This window comes from Psychrobacter sp. 1Y1 (genome assembly GCF_051847395.2).
Classification (GTDB): Bacteria; Pseudomonadota; Gammaproteobacteria; order Pseudomonadales; family Moraxellaceae; genus Psychrobacter.
On record NZ_JBPYDF020000001.1, the window covers coordinates 338115 to 357073 of the forward strand.

Annotated in this window: 14 protein-coding genes and 1 riboswitch; of the genes, 8 read left to right on the forward strand and 6 right to left on the reverse strand. The window is 42.8% G+C overall.

Going from position 1 to position 18959, the window contains the following annotated elements:
- Positions 1 to 87: 87 nt before the first annotated feature.
- Together ACS8FA_RS15445 and ACS8FA_RS15450 are read right to left on the reverse strand one after the other, a co-directional pair.
- Positions 88 to 345 carry a YheV family putative zinc ribbon protein gene (locus ACS8FA_RS15445; protein WP_134292263.1) on the reverse strand — a complete coding sequence of 86 codons (258 nt, stop codon included), beginning with the start codon at positions 343 to 345 and terminating at the stop codon, positions 88 to 90.
- A complete protein-coding gene (locus ACS8FA_RS15450) occupies positions 346 to 2556 on the reverse strand; it encodes a M3 family metallopeptidase (RefSeq protein WP_439264550.1) in 2211 nt (736 codons plus the stop codon).
- 496 nt (positions 2557 to 3052) lie between these two features.
- On the opposite strand from ACS8FA_RS15450, the gene ACS8FA_RS15455 reads away from it, so the two are divergent.
- From ACS8FA_RS15455 to ACS8FA_RS15470, 4 genes are all read left to right on the forward strand, one after another.
- Positions 3053 to 4165, forward strand: coding sequence for an AOC03_06830 family ribosome hibernation factor (locus ACS8FA_RS15455; RefSeq protein ID WP_102091366.1), 1113 nt, complete (start codon positions 3053 to 3055; stop codon positions 4163 to 4165).
- Between the two features lie 208 nt (positions 4166 to 4373).
- Positions 4374 to 5129 (forward strand): endonuclease/exonuclease/phosphatase family protein, encoded by a 756-nt coding sequence (locus ACS8FA_RS15460; protein WP_102092664.1) that lies wholly within the window; start codon positions 4374 to 4376, stop codon positions 5127 to 5129.
- A gap of 183 nt (positions 5130 to 5312) precedes the next feature.
- The gene (locus ACS8FA_RS15465) at positions 5313 to 6347 is read left to right on the forward strand and encodes an NADP-dependent oxidoreductase (RefSeq protein ID WP_439264546.1); all 1035 of its coding nucleotides are present in this window, start codon (positions 5313 to 5315) and stop codon (positions 6345 to 6347) included.
- Positions 6348 to 6542: 195 nt separating this feature from the next.
- The gene (locus ACS8FA_RS15470) at positions 6543 to 7415 is read left to right on the forward strand and encodes an EcsC family protein (RefSeq protein WP_439264543.1); all 873 of its coding nucleotides are present in this window, start codon (positions 6543 to 6545) and stop codon (positions 7413 to 7415) included.
- 32 nt (positions 7416 to 7447) lie between these two features.
- Here ACS8FA_RS15470 and ACS8FA_RS15475 read toward each other — a convergent pair whose 3' ends face one another.
- From ACS8FA_RS15475 to ACS8FA_RS15485, 3 genes are all read right to left on the reverse strand, one after another.
- Positions 7448 to 8065 carry an alpha-ketoglutarate-dependent dioxygenase AlkB family protein gene (locus ACS8FA_RS15475; RefSeq protein ID WP_439264540.1) on the reverse strand — a complete coding sequence of 206 codons (618 nt, stop codon included), beginning with the start codon at positions 8063 to 8065 and terminating at the stop codon, positions 7448 to 7450.
- Positions 8066 to 8085: 20 nt separating this feature from the next.
- Positions 8086 to 8976 (reverse strand): alpha/beta fold hydrolase, encoded by an 891-nt coding sequence (locus tag ACS8FA_RS15480; RefSeq protein WP_439264537.1) that lies wholly within the window; start codon positions 8974 to 8976, stop codon positions 8086 to 8088.
- Between the two features lie 81 nt (positions 8977 to 9057).
- A complete protein-coding gene (locus ACS8FA_RS15485; RefSeq protein WP_439264535.1) occupies positions 9058 to 10974 on the reverse strand; it encodes an ABC transporter ATP-binding protein in 1917 nt (638 codons plus the stop codon).
- 369 nt (positions 10975 to 11343) lie between these two features.
- On the opposite strand from ACS8FA_RS15485, the gene ACS8FA_RS15490 reads away from it, so the two are divergent.
- The 3 genes from ACS8FA_RS15490 to ACS8FA_RS15500 all read left to right on the forward strand — a co-directional run bounded on the left by ACS8FA_RS15490 (position 11344) and on the right by ACS8FA_RS15500 (position 14774).
- Positions 11344 to 12192, forward strand: coding sequence for an EamA/RhaT family transporter (locus ACS8FA_RS15490; protein ID WP_439264532.1), 849 nt, complete (start codon positions 11344 to 11346; stop codon positions 12190 to 12192).
- 176 nt (positions 12193 to 12368) lie between these two features.
- Positions 12369 to 13259 carry a fructose bisphosphate aldolase gene (locus tag ACS8FA_RS15495; RefSeq protein WP_102078261.1) on the forward strand — a complete coding sequence of 297 codons (891 nt, stop codon included), beginning with the start codon at positions 12369 to 12371 and terminating at the stop codon, positions 13257 to 13259.
- A gap of 186 nt (positions 13260 to 13445) precedes the next feature.
- Positions 13446 to 14774: a metallophosphoesterase family protein gene (locus tag ACS8FA_RS15500; protein WP_102078262.1), complete on the forward strand. Its 1329-nt coding sequence runs from the start codon at positions 13446 to 13448 to the stop codon at positions 14772 to 14774.
- Positions 14775 to 14958: 184 nt separating this feature from the next.
- Here the strand turns inward: ACS8FA_RS15500 and thiC are convergent, their stop codons facing one another.
- On the reverse strand, positions 14959 to 16914 hold the full coding sequence (gene thiC, locus ACS8FA_RS15505) for a phosphomethylpyrimidine synthase ThiC (RefSeq protein ID WP_439264527.1): 1956 nt from the start codon (positions 16912 to 16914) through the stop codon (positions 14959 to 14961).
- A gap of 248 nt (positions 16915 to 17162) precedes the next feature.
- Positions 17163 to 17307: riboswitch (TPP riboswitch) on the reverse strand.
- A gap of 314 nt (positions 17308 to 17621) precedes the next feature.
- On the opposite strand from thiC, the gene pstS reads away from it, so the two are divergent.
- Positions 17622 to 18788, forward strand: a complete 1167-nt coding sequence (pstS, locus tag ACS8FA_RS15510) for a phosphate ABC transporter substrate-binding protein PstS (RefSeq protein WP_057757805.1) — start codon at positions 17622 to 17624, stop codon at positions 18786 to 18788.
- Positions 18789 to 18959: the final 171 nt, after the last annotated feature.

Here is an 18959-nt window from a genome sequence, read left to right on the forward strand (position 1 = left end):
TAAAAAGCCTATCTATTGATAGATAGGCTTAATAGACCATTAAATAATAAAGGATTTAATCTGTTTTTAGATATGAAAACTAAATAACTAAGGCTTAAATTTTACAGTACCGCTGGTGCCAGTTGCCATCGCATCACGAGCCATTTGATCTTCTAAATGGTTCTTGGCGCTAATGGCATCAGGATCCGGACGGTGTTCTGTGTGTCCGCACTGAGTACATTCAATATACTCATCTGGGGCAGGGGTGACGATATTAACTTGCACCACAGCGTCCATCTCCTGACATTTCGGACAGCGCACCCCTGCTAAAAATCGGCGCTTAGGACTAGATGACTGATAACGCATTTAAATGACCTCGCAAGTCGTTTGAGTATTTGCGGTATCAATATTTTTAACATCAGTGAAACCATTATGACGTAGCAAGGCGTCGATACTGGCGCTACGACCACGGAAGTTTTCAAAGTTGGTTTTCGCTGGGAAACTGCCGCCAACAGATAAGATAGATTCACGGAACGCTTTGCCTGTCGCTGGGTTGAAAATACCGTCTTCTTCAAACTTGCTAAACGCATCAGCTGATAGCAGTTCCGCCCATTTATATGAGTAATAACCTGCAGCATAACCACCCGCGAAGATATGACTAAAACCATTAGCAAAGCGGTTATAGTCAGGTGTTTGCATAACGGAGATATCATGACGGACAGTATTGAGCGTCTCTAAAATGCCATCGTAACTCAGTGCTGGCGTATGAGCATGAATGAGTAGGTCAAATAGAGCAAACTCTATCTGACGCAGCGTTTGCATGCCACTTTGGAAATTTTTGACTGCTAGTAGTGCATCGAGCTTGTTTTTAGGTAATGGCTCACCAGTCTCAACGTGGCTGCTGATAAGGGCGATACCTTCAGCGTCCCAAGCCCAGTTTTCCATAAACTGACTAGGAAGTTCGACTGCATCCCACTCGACGCCATTGACACCAGCGACATCGCCCACCGTCACTTGGGTCAATAAATGATGCAAGCCATGACCAAACTCGTGGAATAAGGTTAATACTTCATCATGAGTCAATAAACTAGGTTTGCCATCAAGTGCTGGCGTGAAATTACCAACCATAAAGCAGACAGGCAGCTGCTGATGGTTCTGTTCTTCGTAGCTATAGCGAGATTGAAAACCACTCATCCATGCACCGCCACGCTTACCGCTACGTGCAAACAAGTCAAAGTAGAAGCCACCGAGCAGGCGATCATCAGCATCGAATAATTGATAAAAGCTTACATCGTCATGCCAGCGAGAGACTGAGTCACTTTCTGCATTTTTATGGCTTTGCTCTTGTACTTTAATACCGTATAGACGCTCAACGATAGTGAACAAGCCATTAATCACTTTGGGTAATGGGAAGTATGGACGAATTTCCTCTTGCGATAAGCTGAACTCACTTTGTTTTACCTTTTCAGCGATGTAAGCGCTATCCCACGGTTGTAACTCGTCAATGCCATAATCGCTAGCGTATTTTTGTAGCTGTGCCAAATCTGCTTTGGCAGCAGGGGTTGCTTGCGTTGCTAAGTCACGTAAGAACGTTTCAACTTCTAAGACGCTGTCTGCCATCTTGGTCGATAAGGATACTTCAGCATAATTTGCAAAACCAAGTAGCTTAGCTTTTTGTTCACGTAATGAGAGGATTTGACTCATATTGTCAGCGTTATTTAATGAGTTGCCTTTTGCATTGGTATGCGTATCAAACTCAGAGGCGCGTGTGACGTAAGCATGATACAGCTTCTCACGTAGGCTACGATCGTCCGCATGAGTCATGATCGCTAGATATACAGGAATATTTAAACTGGCCACATAGTAAGGAGTAGGAAGCGCATATATATCAGCTTGGCTAAGGGCACCGCTAGCAAGCTCACGCGCTTTGTATTGCTCGCCTGCATCTGCCAATAGTGCCAAACCACTCTCTGTTAACCCCTTTAACTGAGAGTCTTCTAAAGGCAGGGCAAATGCTTGCGTCGCATCCAAGATATTGTCCGAAAAGGTTGCAGACAGGGTCGATAACTCACTTTGGATAGTGGCAAACTTTTCTTGCTCAGCTTGAGGTAATGCAACGCCTGATAACTCAAAGCTACGTAATGCCAGTTCGATTGCACGTGCACGAGCAGGCTCTAACGTAGCAAAGAAATCTGTGTCATTGACGATAGCTTGATAACGATTAAACAAAGGCTGATGTTGGCCCACTCGCGTACCGTAAGCAGATAGTTTTGGTAGCAGTTCATGGTGAACATGGCGAATCTCATCGTTGCTCATCACGCTATTGAGATGCGACAAAATACCCCAGCTACGATCTAATGCCAAATTGATATGGTCAAAGCTCATCACATCTGCTAAAGCTTGTTCAGCGCTTATTTTTTCAGCACTTGTTTTTTCAGCACTATCGCTTTCTACCACGGTTAAGGTATCTAAAAAAGCATTGGCAGCATCAATGGCATCAATTACTTGGTTTTGTAACGTATGTGGCGCAGTGTCGGTAAAATCGACAAGGCGTAAATCTAAAGGAGAAGGTGTCATATAGTTATCCGGTATCAATGAATTATTATTAATAAAAATGAGAATGAGATAAGTCTGGCTACTATCGAAATATACAGTGTGTTCTTATTTTATATATAGATTATATAAAAGATGGGTTCGTTTGGTAAAAATACAACCTAAGCACTTTTATACGATTCAACTAATTAGGACAGTGCTAGCAATCTGAAAGTAAATGTCGAGATTCTGATATTTAGATTCAACTTCTCAAGATAATTATCTGAATATGTAGCTATGCTCGTTAAGGCAGTTCTTTAACAATATAGAGTGCTCTACTTACAAAGCGCTATCATTTGCTTGCAAATTAACCCTACAGGGAGTGGGGTATAGCTGTTAGCATCAAGGTAATGGAATTCAAATATTATGCGTTAATGAGATGCAAGAAAAACATGGATAGAAATTTCTACACTTATAACAGTATATGAGTGAAGAAATACATAAAGTTAAAAATGAACGATAATAAAACAAGGAGCAATATATGAAAGCGACTCTTAAAAGTTTACGTGAAACTAAAGCTAACCCTGCCGTAAGTATCTTTGTTAAAACGCATCGTGAACATCCAGCTAATGAGCAAGATCCTATCGCTCTAAAAAACCAATTGAAGGTTGCCGAAGATCGTTTGACGAAAGAGTACGACAAACGCACAGCGACTACCATTCTAGATAATATTCAAAATAAGATCAGTGAGCTCAATCACAATTATAACCTCGATACTTTAGCTATATTTGCTAGTACGGATGATGTGCAAGTTATTCGTATGCCAATTGATACGACAGAGCGCGTTGTGATTTCAGATAGATTTGCGACGCGTGACTTGGTTCGTGATATGGCAAGTGCGGTTCATTATTATACTGTGGTCTTAACTCGTGATAATGCGCGTTTGATTGAAGCGTCTAACGACCGCGTTGTAAGAGAGTTCGATAAAGATGATGATGCACAAAACAATATGGAGAACATTCAGTTCCCTGTTGAAAACAACGGACTATACACAACAGGCGACGGTGGCTCAGATCGCTCATCAAACAATGAAAGCAGTCACTTAAAAGAATTCTTTAACCAAGTTGATAAAAGTGTCCAAGAATTGTGGGGCGAGCATAAAATGCCTCTTGTTATAGTTGGTGATGCAAAAAATATTGGCTACTATAAAGAAATCTGTGATCGTCCAGACAATATCATCGCTACAGTATCGAATGCGACCAATCTAGAAGACGGTAGTGCTCAGCATATCGTAGATAGCGTGCAAGAAGCCGTAGAAGAGTATCGCACCTCATTACATAAAGCTGCATTGGGCGAAATCGACAAAGCTCGCGGTGCGAATATGTTGCAGACTGACTTGCAGGAAGTATATCGAAGTGCTTTCCAAGGAGCTGGCGAGACACTTTATGTACGCCGTGGCTATATACAATCTGCTAAGATTGATGAAAAGGCACAAACGTTAAGCCCTGCCAATGATGCTACTACGGAAGGCATCACAGATGATGCAATCGGTGAAATCATCGAGCACGTCATTCACAATGGCGGCGAAGCTGTATTTATGCCACAAGATATCATGGGTGAAGATCAACCAATAGCGCTAGTAACTCGCTACTAATCTGACGATGCCACCTATGTGCGATATTCATTTATGAATCAGCCATTTATGAATTAGCCATTGATAATACATAGGTGTAATATGAGAGCATTGGTTCAATACGAGCCAGTGCTCTTTTTATGTCTGTCATTACCATCACTATGGATGCTATCGTAGCTGAGCTATTGATCTTTACTCCATAAATAATGAGCGTACAACTAACCAAACTATGACTACCACCTCTTTTGTTTTAACTAGCTACAACATCCATAAAGGCATGTCACCGCTGAATCGCCAAGTGAAGATGCAAGGTATTGCTCAGGCGCTAGAGTCTGTGGGTTCAGACGTCTTGTGCCTACAAGAAGTGCAGGGCCAAAACCTCAAGCGTAATATGCAATATAACGAGTACCCAGATCAATCACAGCATGAATGGTTTGGCGAATTTTTAGATTTGCAAAACAGTTACGGTAAAAACTCCGAATACGAAAACGGCCACCACGGCAATGCAGTATTGAGTCGCTTCCCGCTAGACCCCAAACACAATGTAAATATTACGGTCAACAAGCTTGAGCAGCGCGGTGTCTTGCACTGTGAGGTAAAACCTGTCGGTTGGGAGATGCCAGTTGTCGTATTGTGTGCACATTTGAACTTGTTTGAGCGCGATCGTATCAAGCAGTATCAAGCGATTAGTGACTATGTGCGAAATGAGATTGCGCCGGATCAACCACTTATCTTAGCAGGCGATTTTAATGATTGGAAAAAGATGTCTTGTGACAAACTGGCGTCAGATCTCGGTATGATAGAAGCGTTCAAACATTGTCATGGCAAGCTGTTGCCAACCTTTCCCGCAAAACTGCCAGTACTCAGCTTAGATCGTATCTATGTGCGCAATTTGCTTGTGAAGGATGCTTGGGTACACACTGGAAAACCTTGGTCATCGCTATCAGATCATCTGCCCATTAGCGCAGAGCTGATGTTGCCCTAATACCTAACTATAATAATTCGTCTAAATGTATTATATTGGCAATCTATCGATATATGAACAATTGTCTTTATTGATCATATTATTAATTAACTATGTTCTCGATTGAAAGTGATATTAACAGCACAACGTTTCAATAAAATGAAGACCAAGTACAGCCTAATAAACAAAATATAAGGATATTCTATGATGGCAACAGCGTCTACTACTGATAATAATCAACAAGCTAACCACAACATACCTAAGACTCAGCACGCCGTACTCATACGCGAGTTCGGTGAGCCTGAAGTAATGAAATATCAAGATGGTGCTGATGTCCCTGAGCTACAGGACGACCAAGTACTGGTGAAAATTGCCTATGCTGGAATTAACCCTGTCGATTATAAAACTCGCCAAGGTAAAGGCTGGGGTGCGGAAAACATTCGCAAAGACAAGTTTGAGAATGATCAGCCAGCTATTTTAGGATTCGATGTATCAGGCGAAGTAGTCAGCAGTAATAGCGACGAGTTTGCTGTTGGCGATAGAGTAGCGGCTTTGACCTTTAGCGGTGGTGGCTATGCGCAATATGTGGCAGTAGATGCCAAGTTGCTTGCGAAAGTACCAGACAATGTCAGCTTAGAGCAGGCAGGGGCTTTGCCTTGTATCGGACAAACGGCACTACAATTCGTAGATTTTGCTGATATAAAAACAGGCGAACATGTGGTAATTAATGCACCAGCAGGCGGTGTCGGTCATTTGTTGATCCAACTGCTCATGAATAAAGTGGCGCAAGATAACATCAAGGTGACGGTAATTTGCTCACCAGAAAAGTACACCAAGCTTGATGAGTTAATAGACGTATCTAAGCTAGCGGGTTGGATAGATTATACAAAAGATGAAGCGTTCCCTAACTTACAAGCCGACGTGCTGCTTGATTTAGTCGGTGGTGAAGCAGGTGTCCGTGCGCTTAGCGTACTCAAGTCAGGTGCTCGAGTAAATGTGTTGCCAACTATCTGGGTTGATAAGCTCAAAGAAGCCGGTCAGCAAAAAGACTTGGCAGTAGCAGGCTATAAAGCGCAGCGTAGTGGTCAAGATATGGCGCGTGTTTTACAGGAAGTGGCCAATGGCAAGCTGACTTTAAAAATTCAAAAAACTTATCCACTCTCAGAAGTTGTTGCAGCGCACCACGAGCTACAAAAAGGCGATGCTTTTGGCAAGATTGTCTTAGCGGCAGCTGAGTGAATGTCAAGATTGCCCAAGTATTAGGTAGTGTTCGATAGGATTTATTAGTAAAGGGATGTCTGTTGAAACGCAGTAAACTTAACTGATGATTTAACAAATCATACAAAAGTTTTATTTTGGACAACAGAACGTCCCTGTAGTCTTCGCTTATTTATCATAGGATAGAAAGCGAACGATACTAATGAAGGAAATAATATGACTACCAACAATAAGACTATGAATAATAAGACCAGCAATGAAAAAACAGATGACCACATTGCTTATGAATCCAAAGTCCGTGCAGAGATAGAAGCGTGGAAGAACCCTGATAAAGGGATTTTGGATAAGACGCTAGCAGTGCTTAATACCCCTGTGGTAGCAGCCGGTGATGCGTTGATGGAAGCTCCACAATTTGGCGATTCTCTAAAAAAAGCAACTGAGGAAACGATTAGTGCTTTGAGTGACGCAGCCAACTGGACACTAGATACTCAAGACGTTATCGATAGCTATCAAGAGGAAGCAGATGTTAACGACTCCTCTATCAAAACGCTTGGTGACATTAAACGTCTACCCATTGCGGTTGTAGATAAACAAGTTAAGCTTTTTAAAAGCAAATATGTAGCGCTAACCAGCGCGCAAGGGGTGACTACAGGGATTGTAGGCTGGGCAGGTATCCCTGCTGATGTCGTTGGGCTTATTACAGCCAATCTACGTGCGATTGGAGAATATGCAACATACTATGGCTTTGATATCAATGATGAAGGCGAGCAGCTATTTGCGATGTCTTTGTTGGCTGTGGCAACTTCTGCCTCTGTTGAAGAGCGTAAAGCGGCGTTAGATGACACTCATGCAATGATTAAAGATCCAGAAACTCAAGCATTCAATCAGATTAATGAAGAAGTCATGTCTCGTGTACTGCGTCAGACAGCGACTAAAGTAGCCACTAACATCGTTAAGACAAAAGCGGCGCAAATCATTCCAGCGGTGGGTGCAGTAGTCGCAGGTGGTGTTAATGCTAGCTACACTGCCAATGTTTGTGAAGCTGCTTATCAGTGTTACCGTGAGCGTTTTTTGGATCATCTAGCATAAGAGTTAGATGACTCGTTAAGTCAGTGATAGTATCAAGATGTAAGCATATGCCGAAACGTTAGACTGATTCGCCCAGCATCGACCGTCTTTGTCTTAGTGATCGTATGTTTCCAAAAGGTCTGTGTGTCACCATGCATCACAACGAGCTGACCAGACTCAAGATAAAGTTCAACTTTGTCTTGAGTTTTTTTATGCTTAAAAACAAATTTGCGTGTGGCACCGAGCGATAAGGAGGCGATGACTGGTTGATGACCGAGCTCTTTTTCGTCATCGGCATGGTAGCCCATACCATCAGCGCCAGAAGGATAGTAATTAAGCAGGCAGGTATTAGAATTGGCAGTTACGCCAACCTCTGCTAAAGCTTGTTCGATATTCTGTTTCACGTGAAACACTATGTCTGACCATGGAACAGTTTGCCGCACGTGTCCCGAGTATTGATAGTCTGCATCTGTATCTCCCATCCAAACGATTTGCCGAGTAGTTATATGGGTCTTACCAAATAACGTCACGATGTCTGGCTGCCAAGGTAGCTCATTTAGTAGAGTATTATAAAGGGCAGTGGCATCGTCGATAATCACGCCTAGATCATTCACCTTACCATCATAGGGTAGTAAGTTATCCGTGGGTGCAGGGGCAAAGAGGTCAGTCATAATTCAGTCGTTATAAATCCTTATTTACTGCTTTGATAGTGCTCGTTGATAATTTGAGCACATAGTTCAGGCGCTTCCATTGGCAATAGATGACCATAATCTGACAGCGAAATAAGACTGCTATCTGGGACAAACTTTTTCCATTGCTTTCGTACTTTATCATTGATGAACAGGGTAGGCTTGCCTGTAATCAAGGTGTAGGGACAGCGTAGTTTCTTGAGCGCAGCATCGATATGAGGGGCGCCAAAATAATTGGCCAGCTCTTGTTCTGGTGCAAACATAAGCGTATAGCTACCATCTGCATTCTTGCTCAAGCTTTGCTCAGCAAACACTTGCAAATGCTCATCGCTGATACGCTTATAAGCACGCTGCGCACGTAGGCTCTCGTAATAACTATGGGTACTTGGCCAAGTAGATTGCTTGGTTAACGTGCTTTTGAAAGGCTCGCGGCTCAGTAGGACAGAGCGTGGCAAAAGGTTATATAAGGTAGCTTGGTATTTGGTAAATGTGACAGGCTCGATCAGGTACAACTGCGAAAACAACTCTGGACGTTTGGCAGCTGCCATTGCTGTAGCCGTTGCCCCTTGCGAGTGACCAATACCTATGACAGGCTTGTCTTGCGTCTTTTCTAAAAATTCAATCAGCATATCAGCATCTTGATCGCGCGTCAGACGACGGCTTTGCGGCTTATCATACCAGTAGCCACGTAGGGCAAGTGAGCTGATATCAAACGCAGTAGCTAGCTTACTTAATAGTGGCGTATAAGTACCAACAGTAAAACTATTACCACTATAAAAATGTGCTGGAGCGCGGGGAGTAGAGCTGAAATCTACCGGCTGATTAAACTGGCTAAGGTCATAGTAGCGTGCCTGTTTTCCGCCAAGATTAATGCGGTTTGTGAATGCTTCCATAAAATAAACACTTCCTTGTGACTTATTTTGAGTGATTTTTTTGTAGTTTGTCTTCTTATGATTGAGCTGACTTAACAAGTCCTAGTTATCTTCACCTAAGAAGCCACCGCTTTGACGTTGCCACAGTCGAGCGTAGACACCATTCAATGCCAATAGTTCATCATGACTACCTTGCTCAATAATACGGCCTTGATGCATAACGACCAGTCTATCCAGTGCGGCAATAGTAGACAAGCGATGGGCAATAGCAATAACGGTCTTGCCGGTCATGATGTCATTTAAGCTTTCGGTAATAGCATATTCAATCTCAGAATCTAACGCACTGGTGGCTTCATCTAAAAGTAAAATCGGCGCATTTTTTAGCATAACACGTGAGATAGCAATACGCTGACGTTGACCGCCAGATAGTTTGACTCCGCGTTCACCCACTTGGGTATCAAGTCCTGTATTGCCTTTATCATCGTACAAATCTTTGATGAAATCCCATGCCTGAGCTTGTTTGGCAGCGATCATAATCTCTTCGTCAGTAGCATCAGGACGACCATAGGCGATATTTTCACGCACGGTGCGATGTAGCAATGACGTATCTTGAGTCACCATACCAATCTGTTGACGTAACGATTCTTGCGTGACCGCATCAATAGCTTGACCATCAATCAGAATCTTACCGCTATCGACATCAAAAAAGCGCAGTAACAGATTGACCAAGGTCGATTTACCAGCACCTGAACGCCCAACCAAACCAATCTTTTCACCCGGCTTAATATCTAAGTGGAAGTTGTCCAACAGTTTGATATATGAGTTAGGAGCGCGTTTAGCAATGTTGGTACTATCAATAGGTTTATCAGTTTGGCCATTGTCTTCATCATCATTCTCATAACTGAAGTCAACATGGTCGAACACGATACGCCCGTCTGTGACAGCTAGGGCTGGCGCGTCAGGTTTATCAATGATTGTCTGCGGTGCTGACAACGTACGCATACCATCTTGAACTGTACCGATACTCTCAAACAAACTGGCTGTCTGCCACATAATCCAACGCGTCAAACCATTTAGACGTAATGCCATCGCAGTCGCAGCAGCAATGGCACCAACACCAACTGCGCCTTGTTGCCACAAGTACAATCCAATACCCGCGGTACTACTGACCAAGATCACACTGATAAGATGGGTCGATACTTCTAAATAGCTGACCCAGCGCATCTGCGCATGTACCGTACCTAAGAATTGTCCCATGGCATTTTTGGCATAGCCTAGCTCACGACGAGAATGGCTAAATAGCTTAACGGTCATGATATTGGCATAAGCATCAGTGACTCGTCCTGTCATCAAGGCACGGGCATCCGCTTGCACAATCGCTGTTTGTTTAAGCTTAGGGATAAAGTACCAAATGGTAATGGCAACCAAGACCAGCCAAATGACAAATGGAATGAGTAGTAAGCTGTCTAAATTAAACAAAATCACCCCTGAGGTGATAAAGTAGACAGAGACATACATAAACATATCGGTGACGGTCATTACGGTATCGCGTACTGCTAGGGCTGTCTGCATTACCTTAGCTGAGACACGACCCGAAAACTCATCCTGATAAAACTGCATGGATTGCCCAAGCATTCGCTGATGAAACCGCCAGCGCATCTGCATAGGAAACACGCCTTGCAAGGTCTGAAAATGGATAAATGATGACAAGGCGATCCACAATGGGCTCACTATCATGACAGCGAGCATGATGAGTAGCATATCGCCTTTTTCTACCCATAAGTTTTGCGGCGTATAAACGCCCAACCAATCGACGATATTACCTATCCAAGCAAACAGCATGGCCTCGTAGATACCGATACCAGCGGACAAAATCATAAAGATTAGTAGCCAGCCGCGTAGGCCATTGGTACATGCCCACAAAAACTTCAGCATGCCATCGCGAGGTGATGGCAATGGCATAGGTGTATCTGGAAAGGCGGGTAGGCGATTTTCGAAAAAGCGAAATAGAGCATTCATAGGCAGTAATAAAACATCAATAGCAGTACGTCAAGATGAACGAGAGGACTCGTTATCTAGAATCTTTACTTTTGTGATTGGGATTAGGTGCTATTTTAGCAAAATTACTAATCATACCTGCATGCTAATTGTAATTTGCTTAAGAATAGCTATGTTTTGAAAGCTTCAGTTATAACCATAATAAATAGATTGCTGTAGAAAACATATTTTGTTACATTCCACATCCAAACCTATTCATATTTTAAATACTGATTTTATAAGCATGATTTCATTGCAAATATCAGCTGATTAGCAGGCATTTTATTTAATGGTTTTTATAAATATACGGACAGTAATAACTCAACATTGAAGTTCAAAAGGTAGCAGTGAATGATGTATTTAATAATAGCGGTGCTATGTAGCGTCGCTGTCTCAGTACTTTTGAAAATATTGCGCCAGAAAAATATAGATATTCGTCAGACCATCGTGGCAGGCTATCCTGTGGCTTTTTTACTGACTTGGGTATTACTAAAACCTGATGTAGGTGCCATTCATGCGCTTGATAGCGCTTGGGCAATCATCATCGCGCTTGGGATACTATTACCTGCCGTATTTATTATTCTGGGACGAGCTATTGAAGCGGTGGGGATGGTAGCAACCGACGCGTCTCAGCGCTTATCACTTATCATTCCTATCGTAGCGGCTTTTTTGCTATTCGGTGAGGTACTGACTGGTACACGTATACTTGGACTGGCGTTAGGTTTTCTAGCATTAGGTGCGCTTGTCTATCGACCACAGCATAACGATGTTACTCGGCAAGCAAAGCATACGCCACTGTGGTTATTCGGGGTATGGGCAGGCTACGGCATTATTGATATTTTGTTCAAACAGGTTGCCAAACAAGGGGCAGCTTTTCCATTGACTCTACTGGTAAGTTTTGGCGTAGCAGGTGTATTGCTTTTAATCTATTTAATTGTCACAAGGGTACGTTGGCAAAAACAAGCACTTATGACAGGCTTGCTGCTCGGTACATTAAACATGGGCAATATCTATGCCTATGTACGGGCACACCAAGTACTGCATGATTCTCCTAGTATTGTTTTTACTGGTATGAATGTCGGTGTTATTGCCGTAGCGACATTGATTGGCGTAGGAGTGTTTAAAGAGCAGCTAAACCGTATCAATATAATAGGATTAGTATTGGCAGTCTGCTGTGTAGGGGTACTGTTTTTGGCGTAATGGACTCTGTCCAAAAGTATTGGTTTCATAATTTTTTAGCTATATTGTCACGTATCCTATATAGGCATATAAATCATCCTATGATAAGGTTATCTACAAATAACACGGCTTGTATGGAATAAAAAAGCTTAGTTTATGATATTTAACTTAACCAATAAAAATAGGATACAGGCTCAATGGAATACGATAAGCAATTACAGCGTATAAAAAATAGTTCAGGTTTTATTGCTGCTCTTGATCAAAGTGGTGGCAGCACACCAAAAGCGTTAGAGACTTATGGTGTCAGCAGCGACGACTATGATAACGATGAGGCCATGTTTGATTTGGTTCATGAAATGCGTGCTCGTATTATGACGTGTGACTGTTTTGATAGTGAGCGTGTACTTGGTGCAATTTTATTTGAAGACACCATGGAGCGCGAAGTCAATGACAAGTCGACGGCCAACTACCTATGGGAAGATAAAAATATCGTACCATTTTTAAAGGTAGATAAAGGTCTGGCTGAGCAGATGAGCGGTGTACAAGTCATGAAGCCGATTCCGAATCTAGATCTATTATTAGATAAAGCAAAAAACTATCCCGTATTCGGTACTAAAATGCGCTCAGTCATTTATGAGCCAAACGTCGATGGTATCGAGCTTGTGGTACAGCAGCAGTTTGATGTGGCTAAGCAGATTATTTCAAAAGGTCTGATGCCTATCGTCGAGCCAGAGGTCAATATTGATAGCACTCAAAAGCATGAGTGCGAGCTACTGTTAAAAGCAGATATTTTGCGCAATCTAGAACGCTTAAGTGACGAACATCAAGTGATGCTTAAGCTGACTTTACCTGAAGAGGCTGGGTTTTATCAGGAGCTGATTGACCATCCTAAAGTGCTCAAAGTAGTGGCGTTATCTGGTGGCTATAGTCGTAGCGATGCTTGTGCCAAGCTTAAACAAAACCCAGGTATGATTGCGAGCTTCTCGCGTGCCTTTACTGAAGGCTTGAGTAAACAGCAAAGCGATGAGGCATTTGCGGCAATGATTGATAGCTCAATCGAAGAAATCTATGAGGCGTCGAAAGTTTAACAGTTGCATTTTAACAAATAGAGTTTAAAAGCTATAATTTGGTGCTCACCAAAATCTCAGCAGGCAAAATATCTGTTGGGGTTTTTTGTTTATTTGTATTGATTTAGTATCTGTTTCAATCTATTATTAGCGAAATTAAGTTCACTTCTATGTTGATTGACCGTTAACCTAAATGGATATGTATTGATGAATAAACGTTATCTAAGTTTGGCTTTGGCTTCTATGTTGGCACTTTATGGCTGCGGTGGTGGTAGTGATGGCGGTAATAAAAATAGTAGTGTTACGCCAGAGACACCAGTCATACCAACTACTAAACCAGATAAGGTTGAACCACAGGTTCCAGATGTCACTTTTTCTAACGAAATGGCAGCTGAAGATGACGAGGACGTCGATCAGTACATTCGCGCACCTGCTAGGTTCGATAACGAAACTGGGAAAATGTATAAGGTTTTGCCAATTTCTGGAACACATCTTGGAAACTTATATAACGCTGACAGTATTGAAACCACTAGGGTTTTTTATCTTGAAAGCGATAGCTATGTAACGGTCAACAAAGGCAATCTTGCTACCATGGCATCTTTTGAAGATTTGCTACAAGATAAAAACCCAAGTCTACCTGATATTTTCAACATGTTATCTGGCAATCTTGTAGACACCAGTAGTAATAGCTACAAACTCTATAAAGGTAAACGTGAAGCTGAATTTCTTCGCTATACATGTTCTCGAGCGTTAACGCTTGGTGAGCAAGAGCTATCAATGCAGTCTCAGGATTTATCAAATTTTATCAATCATTTAAACAACAATCCTTTGTGTAAAGAGGATACAGTAGTACTGGCAGCTAACTTACCTGAGGATAAAAGCAAAGCTCTAAAAGCTCTGGGTGTAACTATTGAACCCTATCTCACTCAAGAAATAGCGTGGGGGAAGACAATGGCATGGATTGGCGTGGCCTATAGTGATGACGTCCTTGGTACTACTAACTCAGTACAGCAAATTATTGATGAGCTATCTCGCAAAGGTATTCATCATATTGGTTTGCTCAGTGCGATGGGAGGCACTAACGACAAAGTTATGCTGAACTCTCTGACAGAAGTAGATGTTGTTTTGGGTAATTTAGATACTTCAGCAAACGAGACAGATTTTTCAGAACTGAAGACCAATTTAAATCAAAAATTGGATAGCTATAAGTTTGAAACGATGAACAGGGGTGGACAGAAAGTCTGTATGAGTTATAACAGCAACAAAATATTGACGTCAAGCTCCTATGAGGCTGAGACAAATATCAAAGGTGAAGTAACACAGTGCGAAGGTTCGGTATACCTCTATATAGATAAACCTGATACTCGCTACAATGAGGAAGTTTATTCTTACTCAGAGTTTTATGAGTACATAAAAGGGCTTAACAATGCCTTAGATAATTTTGGCAGTGACAAAGAGTTTTATATTGTCTCCAAGCTAGAATCTACAGGTATTGAGGAAATTCGAAAAATCGAGAAAAAATATCCACTGAATTGAGTATTCAATTTTTAAAGATATTGAGAGTTATTTTAAAAAAAGCTCGAACCTGATTATCAGGTTCGAGCTTTTTTGACGCGCTGCTATATAGTTTGCCTACAGCTCTTTATGCCACTGACGTCCTTCGCTAGTATGTTTATCACTTCAATCAAATGATTCATATCCGTTAAGTCGTCTATTTATTTTATGATGCAGCTTTTTGATTAGCAGCATCTTTATCCAGTCCTGCTGCATAATCCCGCACGTTTTGAGTGATCTTCATTGAACAAAACTTAGGGCCACACATGGAGCAAAAGTGTGCCGATTTGTGTGCGTCTTTTGGCAACGTCTCATCATGATATTCACGTGCAGTATCAGGATCGAGCGCTAGATTGAACTGATCATCCCAGCGGAATTCGAAACGTGCTTTAGATAGCGCGTTATCACGTGCCTGTGCTCCTGGATGACCTTTAGCAAGGTCAGCAGCGTGTGCAGCGATTTTATAAGTGATAATGCCGTCTTTGACGTCTTTTTTGTTTGGTAGACCTAAGTGTTCTTTTGGCGTGACATAGCACAGCATCGCTGTACCAAACCATCCAATCATCGCAGCTCCGATGGCGCTGGTGATGTGGTCATAACCTGGAGCGATATCTGTGGTTAATGGCCCTAAAGTATAGAAAGGCGCGTCCGCACAAAGCTCAAGCTGCAAGTCCATGTTTTCTTTGATGCGGTTCATCGCGACGTGTCCAGGGCCTTCGATCATTACCTGTACATCGTGCTCCCATGCCACTTTGGTCAATTCACCAAGCGTACGTAGCTCACCGAACTGCGCTTCATCATTGGCATCTTGCAAGCAACCAGGGCGTAGGCCATCACCTAGACTAAATGCTACATCGTACTGTTTCATAATCTCGCAGATGTCTTCGAAATGCGTATATAAAAAGCTTTCTTTGTGATGGGCCAGACACCACTGCGCCATGATAGAGCCGCCGCGTGAGACGATACCTGTCAGACGCTTTGCGGTGAGCGGTACATAGCGTAATAGCACGCCAGCATGAATGGTAAAGTAATCTACGCCTTGCTCTGCTTGCTCGATCAACGTATCACGGAATATCTCCCACGTTAGGTCTTCAGCGACGCCATCGACTTTTTCTAGTGCTTGATAAATCGGTACCGTACCAATCGGTACAGGAGAGTTACGGATTAGCCATTCACGGGTTTCATGAATATGATTGCCCGTTGATAAATCCATAATGGTATCCGCACCCCAACGTGTTGCCCACGTCATTTTGGACACTTCTTCATCGATAGACGAACCCAGCGCTGAGTTACCGATATTGGCATTGATTTTCACCAAGAAATTGCGCCCGATGATCATCGGCTCAGATTCAGGGTGGTTGATGTTGTTTGGAATAATTGCGCGTCCAGCCGCCACTTCATCACGGACAAATTCAGGGGTGATGATTTGAGGCGTATTGGCACCGAAGCTTTCGCCATCGTGTTGACGCATATCGGTCAGTTCATGCTGCTTTTGCGTTTCGCGTATGGCGATATATTCCATCTCAGGGGTGATGATGCCTCGGCGCGCGTAGTACATTTGCGTGACGTTCTGTCCTGCTTTGGCGCGACGCGGTTTATCAATATGGGCAAATCTAAGGTTAGCAGTGCTGATATCGCGGGCACGTGCTTGTCCGTATGAGCTAGATAGGCCACTTAATTGCTCGGTATCATCGCGTTCTGCGATCCAGTTCTCACGCAGTTTTGGCAATCCACGTGTGAGGTCGATATTGACATTAGGGTCGGTATATACACCTGAGGTGTCATATACATAAAACGGCGGGTTGTGCTCACCGTCTTTATCTCCAGTACCGCCAACAGGCGTATCAGCCAAGCTGATTTCACGCATCGGTACTTGGATATCAGGTCTTGAGCCTTCGATATAGACTTTTCTTGAGGCAGGTAAAATACGGTGCAAGTCGCGCGCATCTTCTTCGAAACGGGCATCACTTGCGGCACGGTGAGCAGGGGTTTTTAGCGCATCTGCTTTCTTATCTGCTTTGACGTTATTCGTGTCAGCAGCATTAGAAGCAAGCGTTGAGTTGTCGGCTGGGTTATGCGTTTGGGCTTTCGGTGCAATTGAGGTGGTGTCTGCAGTAGTCATATGCTGTCCTAGCGTGTTGGTTTTTGAATAAAATCAACACCGCCAGTATCTGCGGGGGTAGGCATCCATCATCTAGACAAGTTTATATCATGAACCCACAACTTCGACCAAAAAATATCGTCGCGCATGGTGCTCATCAAATATTGGACGCAGCTTGATATCCTCTCTTCTTATCTGGCCATGCATTACGCATATCAAGACAGTAGTGACGATAAAAATGTATTTCTACGCGCCCTTTGTCATAAATAACAAAGTGCTTAAGACTTCCCTGCGTCGGTACTAACCGCATCAGGTTCGGCGGGTGATCTCTCAGCGAATGTATCAAGGCGACTACTTTAATAAAGCAAGTTTAATAAAGTGAGCCAAAAATACACCGCACCCCGAGTCTGTCAGTGTTGTAAATCAGCCTTCATACTAACAAAATTCTGTACCAACGGCTAATGGTATTTGGATACAAATATTCTGCGTCACACATACAGTTCCATATTTTCGTGAATATTTTTTTGAGTGTTGATAGATGAGGGTGCTTAGTACTATTAGGCTGTAGGCAAATCGCTGTTGGACTGTAGATAAATTATTCAAATATTATGTAAAGCGAATGAAGGATTCTAGAAGTTGTCATTAAACTGTCATAAAGATTTGGCAAGATAACACGCATATCACGAGCAATGCTTTTTTATACCGTTGTTAAACTTCAGGAGTCCTACATGCGTTATTCGTTATTAGCAGTGGCCGTCAGTTGTACATTAATGCTTACGGCGTGTAATAAGTCAACAGATACGGCGGAGCCAACTGCTGATACTAGCAGTAGCGCTGTGACAACAGCTGAAACAACCTCTCAGACAGCATCTTCTGCTACGTCAGATTTTAAATCTGCTGAAAATATCGCTATGAATATTACAGGTGCAGGTGCGTCGTTCCCGCAGCCTATCTATGCGAAATGGTCATATGACTACAATGCTGCGACCGGCGGCCAAGTCAACTATCAATCGATTGGCTCATCTGGTGGTATCAAACAAATTCAGTCAAAAACAGTAGACTTTGGTGCTTCTGATGCCCCAATGACGCCTGAAGAGTTAGACGAAGCAGGTTTGATTCAGTTCCCAACAGTCATCGGTGGTGTTGTACCAATCGTCAACATTGATGGTGTTGAGCCTGGTGCATTGAAACTAGACGGCACAACGTTGGCTGATATCTATTTGGGTAAAATCAGTAACTGGAATGACCCTGCGATTAAGGCGATGAACCCAGATTTGACCTTGCCAGATGCCCCAATCACAACAGTATTCCGCTCAGATGGTTCAGGTACGACGTTTAACTTTACTGACTATCTTGCCAAGGTTTCACCAGACTGGAAAGACACCGTTGGTGTTGATAAAACCGTCAAATGGCCGACTTCTGCTACTGGTGCAGGCGGTAAAGGTAACGAAGGCGTATCAAGCTACGTCAACCGTATGAAAAACTCTATCGGTTATGTTGAGTATGCTTACGCTAAGCAGAATAAGATGTCACATACTGCGCTGAAAAACGCAGCTGGTAACATCGTACAGCCATCTGCTGAGACGTTTGCTGCGGCAGGTGATATCGATTGGTCACAACAAGAAGGCTTTTATAAAGTCATCACCAACTCTGAAACTGACCAAGCATGGCCTATCGCTGCTGCGACCTTTATCTTGGTACATAAGCAACCAGAAAATCCTCAGCAAGTCGCTGGCGTATTGAACTTCTTTGACTGGGCTTATACCCAAGGTGATGACAGCGCCATGGAACTAGACTACGTACCATTCTCTGACACGGCAGTAGCCTTGTTCAAAGAGAAGTGGAACGAAGTGAAAGGTAGCGATGGACAGCCTGTCTACAAGCCAGCTCAGTAATTTGTTTTTGCTAAATACTATTTAGCAACTGACAAGTTATCCTCTCGAATAACTATTCTCCGGTAGTTGTTTGAGAGGTTTTAACACAGCAAATTTGATGGATACATCTCGATAAATATGCTTACTCATACCGTTTAAGTTTGTTGTGTTAAAACCTGATATACATCTTTT